We start from the raw sequence: 14,478 nt of genomic DNA, 5'->3' as shown, positions 1-14,478 counted from the left end.
AAATAGTACCAATGCAAGAACCACAAAATAATTCATTGTTTTCAATAATTCGGATCACTAAATGGTTGATTCCCGTTGCTGTGTTGGCGTATCTTGGCATTGCAAATTTTACCCCCTCAGGCACTATGAGGTTTTCTCATACCGTTGATGACCCGTCTCCTTTTGTTTCAAGTTTTGCTTCAAAAGAGCCGGTAACAATGACGGGGACGTTTGGAGGCAGTGATGAATCGTTTCAAGCAATCACCGCCTCACCTTTGTATTTTAATGTGACAACGCCTCGATTGTTCAATTCGGTTAAGGTCGGCCTGCAATATCAAAATCCTGACGCACAAGAGGTTATTAAACTTGGGGTTTTTCAGCCGAATGGCGCTTATGCCTATACCGATTTAGCATATTATGAACCGCGTTTGGAATCCCTACCTCCGTACTGGATTCCGGTGCGAGAAGGGAACAATGTTCTTTGGTATCGCGATCGAGAATATCAATCTCAGTATGCATCTATTCTGAGAGATTTTGAGCTGCAAAAGCAGTCTATCGAAAAGTCATTTGGTCCCGTCGACGCTCTTGATGAATCTACGCGAGCCGAATATGATGCGCAAATTCAGCAGTTGACGAAGAATCGTGACGCACAGTTAACGCCGTTGGAGGAATCGGTGACCCCTAGATTTACTATTGATTCTTTTTTGCGTAATCTACCCGACTTGCAGACAATTATTAAGTATAATTTTGATTTGTCACTGTATCATGAATTACCTGGGTATGAGCCGAAACAGTCATATACGGTCATTAATACAGTACTACGCGGGCAGCATGATTTATATACGTATATTGGTCAGGGTGAGCCATTGTACTTCGAATTTGCGGTTCGGATTGCTTCCCGCTCAACCGATCCAAGCCCGATTACTTTGCAATTGTATTCCTCAGCTGAAACTTTTATTGATGAGGTTGAATTAGATACCAATATCGCCACGACTGAATCTAACGATGGTGGACAGCCGGAGTATCGTTTTCGAATTAGTCAGGATGATTTGCCCTTCGGGCTCTATCATGTGAAGTTTGATCCAGGGGAGAACGACGTCTTTATCAAGCAGATTTTGAGTAAACAACACCTTATCGTATTCCGTAATCATATATACTTAGCTGATAATCCTGTATATGCTTCCATTATTGGTACGCACCCCACACGTCCAAGTGGCGTTTATTTTAAATCAGAAAAGGTAGAGTTTATGACAGAGCATGAAGAAGGGCTTCAGACATTTACGCTCAATGGCGTGCCACAGCCGCTGGTCGATCTTAACACCCCGTACGTTATGAGTAGATTATCAGGTACACCATATGCCTATATTCCCAAAAATGATATGACCATTGACGGAAATGGATATTTTGCAGTAAGTCAGGATCAATTCTTTGATCCACAGTATTCTGGCGTGGTTGATTTGCCTGAGGTGGAAAATATTGATACGTACGATTATATTATCGCTCGATATGCGCAGGTAGAACGTCGCGGGAAATGGATGTACGCAACAGCTACGATTGAAATCCCTATGCTGTACACAAATGCAGAAACCAAAAAAACCGAATTTATTATTGTTATGCCTGGTTTGCCCGAGGCACGGAAAAAATTACTCGTGCACGGTCTCACCTTTGAATTTCATAAGGATCCATTAACACTTGATAATGTTATGCAAAAAATAAGAAATAATTTGGGCAGCTCATCTCAGTAACGATATGTTTATCCCAAATACAAAAGGGGAGCGGGTACTCCAGTGGGCGGTATTTATAGCCCGAGAAGTATTTAAGGTGATGCTAGTTACCTTTCTTATGTTGTATGTATTGGAAGATATACAGCCGGGATTTGTAGGAAATTTTTTGGAATTTAATTATTTCCTTTGGGGAACAATTGGGTGTGGATTTTTGGTTATAATTTTGCAAAATAATTACACATTTATTGCCCTGGATGAAGCTGCTGCAGCGCGAAAGAAGAGCGGCCATCTCTGGAATGGCGCCTGGGCATTGGCTGGTGCAGGATTGGTATATACGAGGATTCACGATCATGGTATAGTTGCAGTCATTATTTCTTTGGTTGCAGGCTTTATTATTTATCAATTAACGCTATATTTATATTCGTATGACGACACCGAGGAAGCAGCTTAAATTAGGAATTAATCGTATCACCTGGGCAGAACGAGACATGAATGTGCTTCGCACTATCCGTCAGGACTTCAGCAAGCGGAAACCCTTGCGCAATATTCGAATCGCCGCCTGTTTGCACGTCACGACAGAAACGGCAAATCTTATGATTACCCTGAAAGCCGGAGGTGCGCGCGTTGTCTTGGCGGCTTCAAATCCTTTATCAACCCAAGATGATGTAGTGGCAGCACTTCAGAAAGAATACGATATTCCGGTGTACGCACGTTATGGCGCATCACACGCAGAATATTTTCGACATATCAATCAAGCACTTGATTTTAAGCCACAGATCACCATGGATGATGGAGCTGATTTGGTGTCTGAGCTCCATAAAAAACGAAAAAATCAATTACCACAGATCTGGGCAGGTACTGAAGAGACAACCACCGGGGTTATTCGTCTGAAAAGTATGGCTGCGCATAAAGTTTTACGCTATCCGATTATTGCGGTTAACGACGCCAAAACAAAACACCTTTTCGACAATCGCTATGGCACTGGCCAGTCAACGATTGACGGGATAATCCGTGCCACCAATGTTCTCTTTGCCGGACGAACGGTCGTGATCGCTGGCTATGGTTGGTGTGGTCGGGGTGCGGCAATGCGCGCAAAAGGCATGGGCGCACATGTGATCGTGACTGAGATCGATCCAGTCAAAGGAATTGAGGCGGTGATGGATGGTTTTCAGGTAATGCCCATGAGTCGAGCCGCATCGCTTGGTGATATTTTTATCACGTTGACGGGCGATATTAATGTGATTCGACCAGAACATTTTCGTAAGATGAAAGACAATTCTATTGTATGTAATTCTGGACACTTCAATGTCGAAATTGATTTGCCTGGTTTGAAGAAGATAAGTAAAAAGCAAACTGAAGTGCGGCATCAGGTCATGGAGTATACCTTGCCCAATAAACGCCGCATTCATATTTTGGCCGATGGTCGTCTGATTAATTTGGCGGCTGGTGACGGCCACCCGGCATCGGTGATGGACATGAGTTTTGCCAATCAAGCATTGTCAGTGGAATATCTGGTTCGATTTTACAAAAATATTCCAGTCAGCGTGTACCCGGTTCCAAAACATTTGGATGAAAAAATTGCCGCTATGAAATTGAAGAGCATGGGCATTACTTTAGATCAATTGACTCCTGAGCAAAAGAAATATTTATCCAGTTGGGAACTTGGCACCTAAACGGTTAGGACATTGGCAGACCAAATCCTCGCGAGTTGTTTATCACAATCCGTGGATTTCGGTTAGGGAGGATCAGGTCGTGCGTCCGGATGGGAAATCGGGAATTTATGGGGTGGTCGATATGACCGGATCGAGCATTATCGTTGCCCTGAATAAGGCGGGAGAATTGTATCTTGTCAAGCAGTGGCGCTATCCGTTATCATCGTATACACTTGAATTGCCCTGGGGTGGCCGGAAGCCACGCGAAACCTACTTGCAGGCTGCCAAGCGTGAATTGCGCGAAGAAGCTGGTTTAGTGGCACAATCATGGAAATCATTAGGACGCGTGGCTGACTGTCCAGGGATCGTGAATGAACTTGTCAGTATTTTCTTAGCACGAGAATTAAAAAAGGTTGGCACAGTAACCATATCCGAGGAGAGTGATCAGTCAGTAGCAACCATTCCATTTTCAAAAGCATTCAGGTGGGTTCAAACAGGAAAAATTAATGATGCTGTAAGCATTGCTGCATTAACCCGCGCTAAAATTTTTCTCCATTTATGAAATTATTAGTAACCGGTGGCGCCGGATTCATTGGATCAAATTTTATTCGATATTGGTTAGCGAAATATCCTGGTGATTCGATCATTAACCTGGATAAATTGTCATACGCTGGCAACCCATACACTGATGAAAAGACTGGAATACAAAAGCCGGCAAATCTTGTAGATTTGGAGGGAGATTCTCGATTGGAATTTCATAAATTTGATATTACTTGTCCTATTCTTTATTCAAAAGCAAAGTTTGAGGATGAATACGGTCGATTTGATCGTGAAGCATTTCAAATGCTCAAGCAGTGGATTGCGTCAGCGGATATGGTTGTTCATTTTGCTGCCGAATCCCACGTCGACCGATCGGTTTTAAATGCCGGTCCAGAGCGACCTGATGCGTATGACTTCATTTTATCAAATACCTGGGGAACGCATATCATGTTAGAAGCCGCAGTTAAGGCTTGGCGAAAGCAGGACGGTAGTTACAACCAAGGGAAAAGGTTTCATTTGATTTCAACCGATGAAGTATTTGGGGCATTGACGCTTGATGACCCGAATAAGTTTAATGAACAGACACGCTATAATCCGCGAAGTCCCTATTCTGCGTCAAAAGCCGCGGCGGATCATCTGGCTAGCTCCTATGGCGTCAGTTTTGGCTTGCCGGTGACTATTTCCAATACTTCTAATAATTACGGACCGTATATGTTTCCTGAGAAATTGCTGCCGCTGGCAATAACAGAATTGCTTGAAGGAAAGAAGGTTCCTATCTACGGTGATGGTAAGTATGTGCGCGATTGGTTGTATGTCGATGACCATTGTCGGGCAATCGATATGATATTGCATAATGGCACGGTGGGTGAAACGTATTGTATTGGTGGCATGGAGGATGACGTTAATAATCTAGAACTTATTCGTCGCGTTTTGAAGATCATGAAGCTCGGGGAAGATCGGATTTATTATGTTAAGGATCGTCCGGGGCATGATCGTCGCTATGCCGTTGATTGGACAAAAGCAAAGCGAGAACTAGGATACCAGCCAGAGTATTCGCTCGATGTGTATTTAGAAAAAATGATTGAATGGTATCAGCAGCATGAAGCCTGGTGGCGTCCTATTAAATCAGGGGCATTTAAGGAATATTTTCGGCGCCAGTATGAAGAGCGCTAAAGTACCATCTCTTTCAGAGATTCGAAAATGGATGACACGATTGGCTCGCGAACACCATATTCCTCAACAAGCTCGCGATACCTGGAGCCATTCATTATTGAATTGGAAATTTGCTGATCGAATAGCGAAAATTTTGACGAAACGGGGCATCCCCGTTGACCGTCACTTTTTGAAAGTGGCGTGCATGGTGCACGACATCGGCCGTATGGTAACCGGAAGCAAAGCGTCTGTGGAATTGATGGACGCCACATATCATGCGTTTATCGGATACCGATTGGTGAAGCGTAAAGGGTATGGAGAAAAACTCGCACGAGTATGTATTGTGCACATGGGTGGAACCGGTCTTGATGCACGTGTGTGCAAGCAATACAAATTTATTGGTAGAGATTTTTTTCCGACGAGCATTGAGGAGAAAATTCTGGCCTATGCTGACGCGCGAAATACCTATTCTGCAAAACAAGGTAGGCACATTGGATCATTTCGTCGGGCTTATCATCGGTTTGCTCAGTATGGCAAAAGCGTTGAGCGGTTGGCGGCAATCCATGAAGAGTTGCAGCTTCTGACTAACCATTCGATTGAAAAATTGGTACCATGAAACGAACTATTTTGATTATTGGAGCACAAGGCATGCTCGGGCAAGAACTTGCTCAAGCTTTTAATAATGAGCAACCTCAGTGTTGGGATCGTGAACAGTTGGATATTACGGATCAAGCTATGGTTACTCAGAAGATCCGGGAATTAAGGCCAAACATTGTTTTGAATGCCGCTGCTTATAACGACGTTGATGGAGCTGAAAAAAGCGCCTCTATAGCTAATTTTGTTAATGGGGAGGCTCCAGGATACCTCGCCCAGGCAGTAGACGCTGTGGGGGGCATTCTGGTGCATTACAGCACGGAATACGTTTTTAGGGGCAATCAGGAAAAGGGCTATACCGAGGCTGATCAGCCCGACCCTCAGTCAGCATATGGACGATCAAAATACCGAGGGGAGCAGCGAGTACGAGAGCGGACACAACGCTATTACATTATTCGATTATCCCGATTGTTTGGTAAGCCGGGGATTGGGGAATCTGGCAAGAAGAGTTTTGTGCACAAAATACTTGAGCGAGCCCAAACGAACTCGGTCGTTCAAGCAATTGACGAAGAAGTATCTTGTCCGACGTATGCCCCAGACCTCGCCGTTCAGAGTAAGTATATTGTAGATTCTCAGTTGCCATTTGGCACCTACCATGTTACAAATATCGGGTCCTGTACCTGGTTTGGTTTTGCACAGGAAATATTTAAATTAGCTGGTGTTAGTGCTAAACTGGCAGCAGTGCCCGGGAGCGTATTTCCCCGTCCAGCGGTACGACCCGCCTATGGTATTTTAATCAACACCAAGTTACCGGCCATGAGATCGTGGCAAACAGCATTAGCAGAATTCATTTCACATGGAATTTAAACCTACAAAATTTAAAGACGCCTGGCTTATCATTCCAAAAGTATTTCAAGATGAACGCGGATTTTTTTTGGAGACTTTTTTTCAGAGTACGTTTGTCCGGCATGGAATCACCCGAGCGTTCGTTCAAGACAACCATTCATTTTCAAAATCCGCCGGGATACTCCGTGGTTTACATTTTCAGCTTCCACCGTTTACTCAAGCAAAGCTCGTCCGGGTAACAGCGGGAAAAGTTTTTGATGTTATTGTTGATCTTCGGAAAGATTCGGAAACCTTTTGCCAATGGGAATCATTTGAATTATCAGCCGAGAATTTTAACATGCTGTACATTCCACGCGGTTTTGCTCATGGTTTTCTGACGCTCGAGCCACATACTGAATTCCTCTACAAAGTGGACAATCCATATGCACCAGAATACGATAGTGGTATCATATGGAATGACCCTACGTTGCACATTGATTGGCCAATGTCTGATGCAATTTTGTCAGATAAAGATGCGGCACTAGAGCCGCTTTCCGGCCGTGAATTTCCTTTTACCATGAGTAATTCTTAGTTGTATGAAAGGCATTATCCTAGCTGGTGGCCGGGCGACTCGGCTTCGACCACTCACCAAAATAACTAGTAAACAGCTACTTCCGGTTTATAATAAACCGATGATTTACTATCCGCTCGAAACGTTACTACAGGCAGGCATTAAAGAAATATTGATTATTGTAGCGCCTGAGTATGCTGGTCATTTTTTGCATTTGCTCGGATCGGGCAAGGAATTTGGCGCGAAATTTACCTATGAGATACAAGAAACTCCACGAGGTCTTGCTGATGCATTTATCGTTGGCGAAGATTTTTTGAATAATGATTCAGTGGCAATGATATTGGGGGACAACATTTTTGAGGATAATTTTACCGAGGCACTACAGTCATTTAAGAAGGGTGGCCGTATTTTTGCAAAAAAAGTTCCAGATCCTGAGCGTTTAGGCGTTGTACAGTTTGATGAACATAAAAAAGTTATACAAATTGTAGAAAAGCCACAGCAGTGGATCAGCGACTATGCTATTCCTGGGCTCTACATTTTTGATAATCGTGTTTCACAATTTGCAAAGGAAGTCGTCCCCTCGGCTCGCGGAGAGATTGAAATAACGGAATTGCATAAACGGTATTTAGAGCTTGGCGAACTTGACGTGCGTGTTATTGAGGGAAAATGGTTTGACGCCGGTACTTTTGATTCACTGCTCGAGGCGGGGAATTATATCGCCGCGCGTGAACAGCAGAAAGCTGATTCCTAGATATCACTCAAAAACAAGTGGGAAAACTTCAGTCTCAGTACTGAGATATGCCGTCATTCGGTTTGGCAAGGTAACCAAACCGGTTGTTTTATCTGTTGGCAGAACATAGGTGTTACGAGGCAAATCGCTTATTTCAAAAAGAGTAAGATTTTGTCCGCCGGGCACATAGCCAATGTATTGATCATTGATCATAAGTTGAGCGTTCGTGATTTCCTGCGAGGTACGCAATATTAGTTCTTGGGTAACGGTTTGAGGGTCGTAGAGCCACAGTTCATTTGATGATGCATACAATAGTTGCTTTCGTTCTGCTCCCCACATTGTGGCAATAATGTTTTTCCCAAGTGGTTTTGATTGGCGTGTTTGCACATCAATCGTAAATAATGAGCGATTGGTTGCATCCTGAACAAACAAGAAATGACCCGATGCAACAATTTTTAAAGTATGCAAAATGGGAACTGGTAAGCTCGCTATGAGTTCTCCATCACTTGTTTCCCAGGTCGCTAATTCCAAATCTCTCATTATTCGAAGCGAAGTATCTCCATATTTTTGGATTGGTGGCTCAGGGAGTTGCTGTGTTATTTGTCTGGCTAAGTTTATTTCGTACACAGCCTGATTGGTTCGGCAGTAGAGGATAGTGCCGACATCCTGAGACCAGAAATATTCATATATGGTACCTGTGTCAGGTAATGCAAAATTGCTGCGGCTGCCATCGTATGAATTAATCACCAGGGGAGTGGAAGATGAAGCCGTGGTAACCAACAGCAGTGATTCGTCTGCCGACCATTGAATGTCTGCGACTTCAGCAGGTAATCTGTATTCCCACTGACGAATGCCTGTTTGCAAATAAGCTGTTAACTCCAGTTGATGAGCTATCATTATTCGTGAGCCCGAGGGAGATACATACATTGATTCAATGGGGGTGGTAAGAATGCTCGCTTCAAAATTTTGTTTTTTGACAAGGTACGCATTGGGCAAACGGGTAACGCGATCTGCGTATGTACGCACATTTTTTTCCCAAGCGTAATATCCGCTTTTCTCGAGTTTTACCTGGTAGTTACTGGCATACAGATGATTAATTGAAAATGGCGTTTGTTTTTGTTGAAGTTCATTATTAACATAGACCGACGCGCCGCGTGGAGTTGAAGTAATGCTTAACGCTGAAACTTTTTCTAAATGCCGAGATGTAGAATTATATCGCCAACCTATTCCATAACCTATTAAAATTGGCGCCGCTAAAAAAAAGGCAAGCGTCATAATGATAAAATATATTCTACGGTGGCGAAGTCGCATGCAGCTAGTATACCGGAATTTTCACTTTTTCGTCTATAGATTGATTAATTCCTCAGCCTTGGCTATACTTCTGATTGATTAATAGCTAAGATTATTTGCATGGCGCGATTATTGATTGAAGGAAGCACCTCATTAAACGGGACAATTTCAGTGTCCGGAGCGAAAAATGCTGCTCTGAAAATGATGGCCGCCGCTTTGTTGACCGATAAAACCGTTGTATTACGTAATGTGCCAGATATTTCAGATATTCATACCATGCAATCAATTCTTGAGTCGCTGGGCGCAACGATTGATTTTACTGATCATGTGATGACAATTTCTGCACGGGAGGTTCGCGGTGCCGAACCTGACATACAGCTCGTAAAGCACCTGCGTGGGTCGGTGGTGATTATTGGTCCGCTGTTGGCCCGCTTTAAGAATGTTCGAATTCCTCAGCCGGGCGGGTGTCTCATTGGTTCTCGGCCGATTGATACTCATATTCGTGGATTGGAGCAGTTGGGAGTTTCGGTGGAGCAAAAAGACGAGCTATACACTTTTTCAGTGAAACAATTACGTGGGACACGGGTCGTATTGCCCGAGATGAGCGTTACCGCAACTGAAAACGTTCTCATGGCGGCGGTCTGCGCCGAAGGGACTACTGAAATCCGATTGGCAGCGTCTGAGCCTGAAATTGAAGATCTAGCAGTTATGTTAAATGCGATGGGTGCACGGATCGAAGGTGCTGGCACCTCAGTTATTACGGTGCATGGCGTGAGTTCACTTCTGGGCGTCGATCATACCGTCTTGCCTGATCGCATTGAGGCAGGCACACTGGCGGTCGCGGCTGCAGTAAGCCGAGGTGATGTTACTATTACTCATTGCAATACCACTCATCTTGACCTTGTGTTGCAGAAGCTAGCCGCTGCAAATGTCTCATTTGAAATCAAGGGAACCGACACTCTTCATATTAAACCCACGACTATGTTTCGGGCAGTAAATATAGATACTCGTCCCTATCCCGGTTTTCCTACCGATTTACAAGCGCCTTTTTCAGTCTTGTTGACTCAGGCAACAGGCACGAGTACGATTTTCGAGACATTGTTTGAGGGGCGATTGGGCTATATTCGTGAACTGTGCAAAATGGGGGCCTCAATGACCATTCGCGATCCGCATACGGCAGTGATCCAGGGCCCGAGTCCGTTGTATGGCAAGGAAATCACCAGTCTTGATTTACGAGCAGGTGCGACGCTGGTCATTGCTGCTATTATTGCTCAAGGGAAAAGTGTTATTGAACGAGCTGAATTAATTGATCGAGGGTATGAACGATTAGCTGATCGTCTTTGTGCATTAGGAGCGCATATTAAGAAAATTGATTAATTACTATTCCATGTCAGATCAAACAAATAAAGGCAATCAGCCAAATTGGTTTCTGCGAGGGGTTATTTTTTTATTAGTTATTGGTGCCATGGCCGGTTGCGCTGTCGGCGGGTATGTGGTCGGGGTAGCACAGCAGGCACGCGATATTAATAGCGATGGGTCAATCACGCTTGATGAAGTATTATTGTCAGTTGATCGAAGCATTAATGGCGGATCCGTTAACCCTCAGCTATTTGAAGATGTTTGGAATACCATTACCACAAAATATGTTGGCACTCCGGTTGATGAAACAAAATTGTTTTATGGAGCGTTACACGGACTGGTGGCTGGACTCGACGATCCGTACTCACGTTTCTTAGATCCCGATGAGACCACTAAGTTTAATCAGGAATTGTCTGGAAGTTTTGAAGGTATCGGTACGGAAATTGGCATAAAAAATGACCAATTAACCATTATTGCACCGTTACCAGATTCACCTGCTGCTCATGCAGGCTTGAAGGCTCGTGATTTAATTTTAGCTATTGATGGTACTGACACGCTTAATATGAGTATTGATACAGCGGTTAATTTAATTCGTGGCCCTCAGGGCACCACCGTTGTTTTAACTATCGCTTCAGCGGACTCAGATGAACCCCGTGATGTTTCAATTACCCGCGATATAATTACCGTAAAAAGTATTGATTGGGAGATGCTCGATGACGGTAATGCGTATGTCGAGATAACCCATTTTGATACGGAAACGGATCAAGAATTTCGCCAAATCGCTCAGGAGATGCTGCTGAAGAATCCATCGGGTCTTATTATTGATGTTCGGAATAATCCAGGAGGGTATCTGGATACCGTGGTTGACTTAGCAGGACAATTTTTCGCGGGGCAGGAAATTATTGTGATCGAAAATTCTGGTTCGGAGCGAAAGGAGTATCATGCGGAAGGCCAGGGTTTACTCACGGACATTCCGATTGTGGTTTTGGTAAATGAAGGAAGCGCTTCTGCTTCAGAAATTTTAGCTGGCGCGCTGCAGGATAATGAACGGGCAACCATTATCGGAACACAAACGTTTGGCAAGGGTTCTGTGCAGGATTATGAGCAGTTTAGCGATGGCTCTTCACTAAAATTAACCGTGTCGAAATGGTTGACCCCGCTTGGATCATCAATTGATGAGGAGGGGATTACGCCTGATATTGTCGTTGAGCAGTCTGCTGAGGATTATAATAACGATCGGGATCCCCAGCTTGACCGAGCGCAGGAAGAGCTTAAAAAATAGCGTTGTATGCGTACTGTGCAGTTAACCCTTTCAGGTCTCGTTCAGGGGGTTACGATGCGGCTGACTGTCCAGATCTATGCCCGTCAGCATGGTATTGTTGGCTGGGTCAAGAATATGCGCAATGGTACGGTCGCTATCATGGCACAGGCATCAGCGGCAGAAATAACTCAATTTATTGAGTGGTTGAGATATGAAATTCCCGTTGGTCGGGATATCAGTGTTCAGGTCTCGGAGACGGTCGCTCCCCAGACGTTTGATGGTTTTAAAATTCTGTAGTACACTAGAAACAAAGAAAAGCTTATGGAAGTGCTATTTTTATCAGACGTACCCGGGAGTGGCCATCGGGGTGAAATTAAGGATGTAACCGAGGGTTATGCACGTAACTTTTTACTGCCAAGGCGGCTTGCCACCAGGGTCACGGACCAGTCCCGTCGACAGTATCAGCTTGATCTACAAAAACGCCAGCATCAGATAGAGCGGGCGGCAGAAGATGAACGTACCTTTGTTTCAAATATTTCTGGTTCTACTGTTCAAATCCGGGTAAAGGCGAATGATCAGGGAAGGCTTTTCCAAGGAATTGATCGCCACTCATTAGCCGAAGCTATTTATCAGCAGCTGAAATACAGACTGAAACCAGATCACATAGGGCTACAAAAACCGATTAAAGAGGTAGGTACCTATAGTATTCCTATTTTCATTGGCTCGCACCAGGCTAATCTTTCGGTAGTTATACAAACATGACGTCAACTAAAACCCGCTACATTTTCGTTACTGGAGGCGTTGTCTCAGGCTTAGGCAAGGGTATTGCCGCGGCATCTATTGGCGCTATCCTGAAGGCTTGTCACTATCGGGTCTTTAGCATTAAGTTCGACCCGTACCTAAATGTTGACCCAGGTACGATGAGTCCGTATCAACATGGTGAGGTCTTTGTGCTCGATGATGGTACGGAAACCGACCTTGACCTTGGGCACTATGAGCGTTTTTTTGACGAAAACTTAAGTCAGCTGAGCAATGTCACGACGGGTCAAATATATCAAGAATTATTAGCTGAGGAGCGCAAAGGGAAGTATCTGGGTAAGACGATTCAGATTGTGCCTCATATTACGAATAAGATAAAAGAACGCGCCTTTATTGCTGCTGAAAAGTCAAAAGCTGATTTTTTGATAATGGAAATTGGCGGAACCGTGGGTGACATTGAGGGGCAGCCCTATCTTGAAGCGGCTCGCCAAATGCGGCGAGAATTGGGCAGCGAACGGGTATTATTCGTTCACGTAGCATTAATGCCGTATCTCAAGACTTCGCATGAATTGAAAACAAAAACAATTCAAATGTCGGTAAGAGAACTGCGAAGTGCTGGCATCATGCCCGATATTATTTTGGCACGATCTGATTATCCGGTATCAAAAGAGCTGACTGACAAGATTGCTCAATTCTGCGATGTACCGCTTGAGGCTGTCATTCCAGCCCCGACGATTAAGTCCATTTACGAAGTACCAGTAAATCTTGAAAAATTTAACATTTCTGGAATTATTTTCAAAAATTTTAGCATGCGTCCGCGCCGACCCGATCTTCAGCCGTGGAAAACGTTGGTAAAAAAAATTAAGGATGGTAAGCATAAACTACAACTGACCATGGTGGGCAAGTATGTGGAGCACGGTGACGCTTATATTAGCATTATGGAGGCCCTGAAGGCCTCTGCCGCAGTCCAAAATGCTCGTTTGAAGGTTGACTGGGCCGATGCGGAAAAACTGGAACAACGCGATCGGAAAGAGTGGAGTAAGCTTAAAACGGCTGATGGTATTATTATTCCTGGTGGTTTTGGCAGTCGTGGATCAGAGGGGAAAATCGCTGCCGCTAAATATGCCCGTGAACAAAAGATTCCATACCTTGGCTTGTGTCTTGGCATGCAAATCGCAACTATAGAATTTGCTCGAAATGTCGTGAAATTGAAGGGCGCCAACAGCACTGAATTTGATGCGAAAACCCCGTTTCCAGTCATTCACATTATGCCGGAACAGGAAAAAAAGATGCTTAAATTTGAGTATGGTGCCAGCATGCGTCTCGGCAGCTGGGATTGCAAGCTGGTAAAAGGATCGCATAGCTATCACGCGTACGGAGAGGAGCGTATTGCTGAGCGCCATCGTCATCGCTACGAATTTAATAACGCATTCCGAGAGCAATTTGAGCAAGCCGGATTACGGATTGGAGGGACTAGTGTAGATGGCCTGTTAGTCGAAATAGTTGAGTTAACTGACCATCCTTGGTTTGTGGGTGTGCAATTCCACCCTGAATTTAAGTCGCGTCCGTTACGTCCGCACCCGCTTTTCCGAGATTTTGTCAGAGCCTGCGTAAAGCGCGAACGTACCTAAAAACCCTCGCTTATCGCTCGGGTTTTGCAGGTTAACTAAGGAGTTATTTTTGCCGCTAAGCAGTTTTCACACTCACAAATTGCGCTGATACTAACTTACCGTTGTATCGGCGAATTTTGCGTCGTGAAAATGCAATAACGCCTGTTTTTTCTGCATATAACGTGTCATCGAGACCGCGTCGTACGTTTGTGCCAGCTCGAAATTTCGTACCGCGTTGTCGGATAATAATATTACCGGCTTGTGCTTTTTGGCCAGCAAATAATTTGACCCCTAAGCGTTGACCGTGACTATCGCGACCAAGTGATGTAGTGCCTGCTCCTTTTACGTGTGCCATACCATTAATTTAGTTAGAAGATTTTGTTATTAGTTAAGGGTAGCTTAAAATTGTGATTTCAAATATATCGGGTATGT

General features: G+C 44.3%; 16 protein-coding genes. 14 read left to right on the top strand and 2 right to left on the bottom strand.

Translation table 11 applies throughout. The annotated features are described in order from the left end of the window. The first annotated feature begins 11 nt into the window (after positions 1–11). The 9 genes from HZC01_05395 to HZC01_05355 all read left to right on the top strand — a co-directional run bounded on the left by HZC01_05395 (position 12) and on the right by HZC01_05355 (position 7,788). Entirely contained in the window at positions 12–1,724 is a 1,713-nt protein-coding gene (locus tag HZC01_05395; GenBank protein MBI5038107.1) for a hypothetical protein, read from the top strand. Positions 1,725–1,728: 4 nt separating this feature from the next. Continuing rightward, positions 1,729–2,154, top strand: a complete 426-nt coding sequence (locus HZC01_05390; protein MBI5038106.1) for a hypothetical protein — start codon at positions 1,729–1,731, stop codon at positions 2,152–2,154. Then, positions 2,129–3,376: an adenosylhomocysteinase gene (locus tag HZC01_05385; GenBank protein ID MBI5038105.1), complete on the top strand. Its 1,248-nt coding sequence runs from the start codon at positions 2,129–2,131 to the stop codon at positions 3,374–3,376. Before HZC01_05390 ends, HZC01_05385 begins: the two co-directional genes overlap by 26 nt. Before the next feature lie 121 nt (positions 3,377–3,497). Beyond that, the gene (locus HZC01_05380) at positions 3,498–3,917 is read left to right on the top strand and encodes an NUDIX hydrolase (protein ID MBI5038104.1); all 420 of its coding nucleotides are present in this window, start codon (positions 3,498–3,500) and stop codon (positions 3,915–3,917) included. After that, positions 3,914–5,068: a dTDP-glucose 4,6-dehydratase gene (rfbB, locus tag HZC01_05375; GenBank protein MBI5038103.1), complete on the top strand. Its 1,155-nt coding sequence runs from the start codon at positions 3,914–3,916 to the stop codon at positions 5,066–5,068. Before HZC01_05380 ends, rfbB begins: the two co-directional genes overlap by 4 nt. Continuing rightward, positions 5,055–5,663: an HD domain-containing protein gene (locus tag HZC01_05370; GenBank protein MBI5038102.1), complete on the top strand. Its 609-nt coding sequence runs from the start codon at positions 5,055–5,057 to the stop codon at positions 5,661–5,663. The genes rfbB and HZC01_05370 overlap by 14 nt, the downstream gene beginning before the upstream one ends. Beyond that, a complete protein-coding gene (rfbD, locus tag HZC01_05365; GenBank protein ID MBI5038101.1) occupies positions 5,660–6,508 on the top strand; it encodes a dTDP-4-dehydrorhamnose reductase in 849 nt (282 codons plus the stop codon). The genes HZC01_05370 and rfbD overlap by 4 nt, the downstream gene beginning before the upstream one ends. Beyond that, positions 6,498–7,058, top strand: coding sequence for a dTDP-4-dehydrorhamnose 3,5-epimerase (gene rfbC, locus HZC01_05360; protein ID MBI5038100.1), 561 nt, complete (start codon positions 6,498–6,500; stop codon positions 7,056–7,058). Before rfbD ends, rfbC begins: the two co-directional genes overlap by 11 nt. A gap of 4 nt (positions 7,059–7,062) precedes the next feature. Continuing rightward, the gene (locus HZC01_05355; GenBank protein ID MBI5038099.1) at positions 7,063–7,788 is read left to right on the top strand and encodes an NTP transferase domain-containing protein; all 726 of its coding nucleotides are present in this window, start codon (positions 7,063–7,065) and stop codon (positions 7,786–7,788) included. Between the two features lie 3 nt (positions 7,789–7,791). Here HZC01_05355 and HZC01_05350 read toward each other — a convergent pair whose 3' ends face one another. Further along, positions 7,792–9,042, bottom strand: coding sequence for a PEGA domain-containing protein (locus HZC01_05350; GenBank protein MBI5038098.1), 1,251 nt, complete (start codon positions 9,040–9,042; stop codon positions 7,792–7,794). Positions 9,043–9,177: 135 nt separating this feature from the next. On the opposite strand from HZC01_05350, the gene murA reads away from it, so the two are divergent. Genes murA through HZC01_05325 form a run of 5 tightly spaced genes read left to right on the top strand, consistent with a single transcriptional unit; the run spans position 9,178 to position 14,067 of the window. Beyond that, positions 9,178–10,434: a UDP-N-acetylglucosamine 1-carboxyvinyltransferase gene (gene murA, locus HZC01_05345; protein MBI5038097.1), complete on the top strand. Its 1,257-nt coding sequence runs from the start codon at positions 9,178–9,180 to the stop codon at positions 10,432–10,434. A gap of 10 nt (positions 10,435–10,444) precedes the next feature. Then, on the top strand, positions 10,445–11,698 hold the full coding sequence (locus HZC01_05340) for a S41 family peptidase (protein ID MBI5038096.1): 1,254 nt from the start codon (positions 10,445–10,447) through the stop codon (positions 11,696–11,698). Between the two features lie 6 nt (positions 11,699–11,704). Then, positions 11,705–11,974 carry an acylphosphatase gene (locus tag HZC01_05335; GenBank protein ID MBI5038095.1) on the top strand — a complete coding sequence of 90 codons (270 nt, stop codon included), beginning with the start codon at positions 11,705–11,707 and terminating at the stop codon, positions 11,972–11,974. Between the two features lie 24 nt (positions 11,975–11,998). Beyond that, on the top strand, positions 11,999–12,439 hold the full coding sequence (gene rplI / locus HZC01_05330) for a 50S ribosomal protein L9 (protein MBI5038094.1): 441 nt from the start codon (positions 11,999–12,001) through the stop codon (positions 12,437–12,439). Then, the gene (locus tag HZC01_05325; protein ID MBI5038093.1) at positions 12,436–14,067 is read left to right on the top strand and encodes a CTP synthase; all 1,632 of its coding nucleotides are present in this window, start codon (positions 12,436–12,438) and stop codon (positions 14,065–14,067) included. Before rplI ends, HZC01_05325 begins: the two co-directional genes overlap by 4 nt. 55 nt (positions 14,068–14,122) lie before the next feature. Here the strand turns inward: HZC01_05325 and rpmA are convergent, their stop codons facing one another. Beyond that, positions 14,123–14,401 (bottom strand): 50S ribosomal protein L27, encoded by a 279-nt coding sequence (gene rpmA, locus HZC01_05320; GenBank protein ID MBI5038092.1) that lies wholly within the window; start codon positions 14,399–14,401, stop codon positions 14,123–14,125. Between the last annotated feature and the right edge of the window lie 77 nt (positions 14,402–14,478).

The sequence above is a fragment of the Candidatus Kerfeldbacteria bacterium genome (assembly GCA_016214565.1).
In the GTDB taxonomy this organism is placed as follows: domain Bacteria; phylum Patescibacteriota; class Patescibacteriia; order UBA10025; family JAHIVO01; genus JAXDBW01.
Note: the sequence above shows the minus strand (reverse complement) of the source record. Positions and strands in the feature narration are given on the sequence as shown.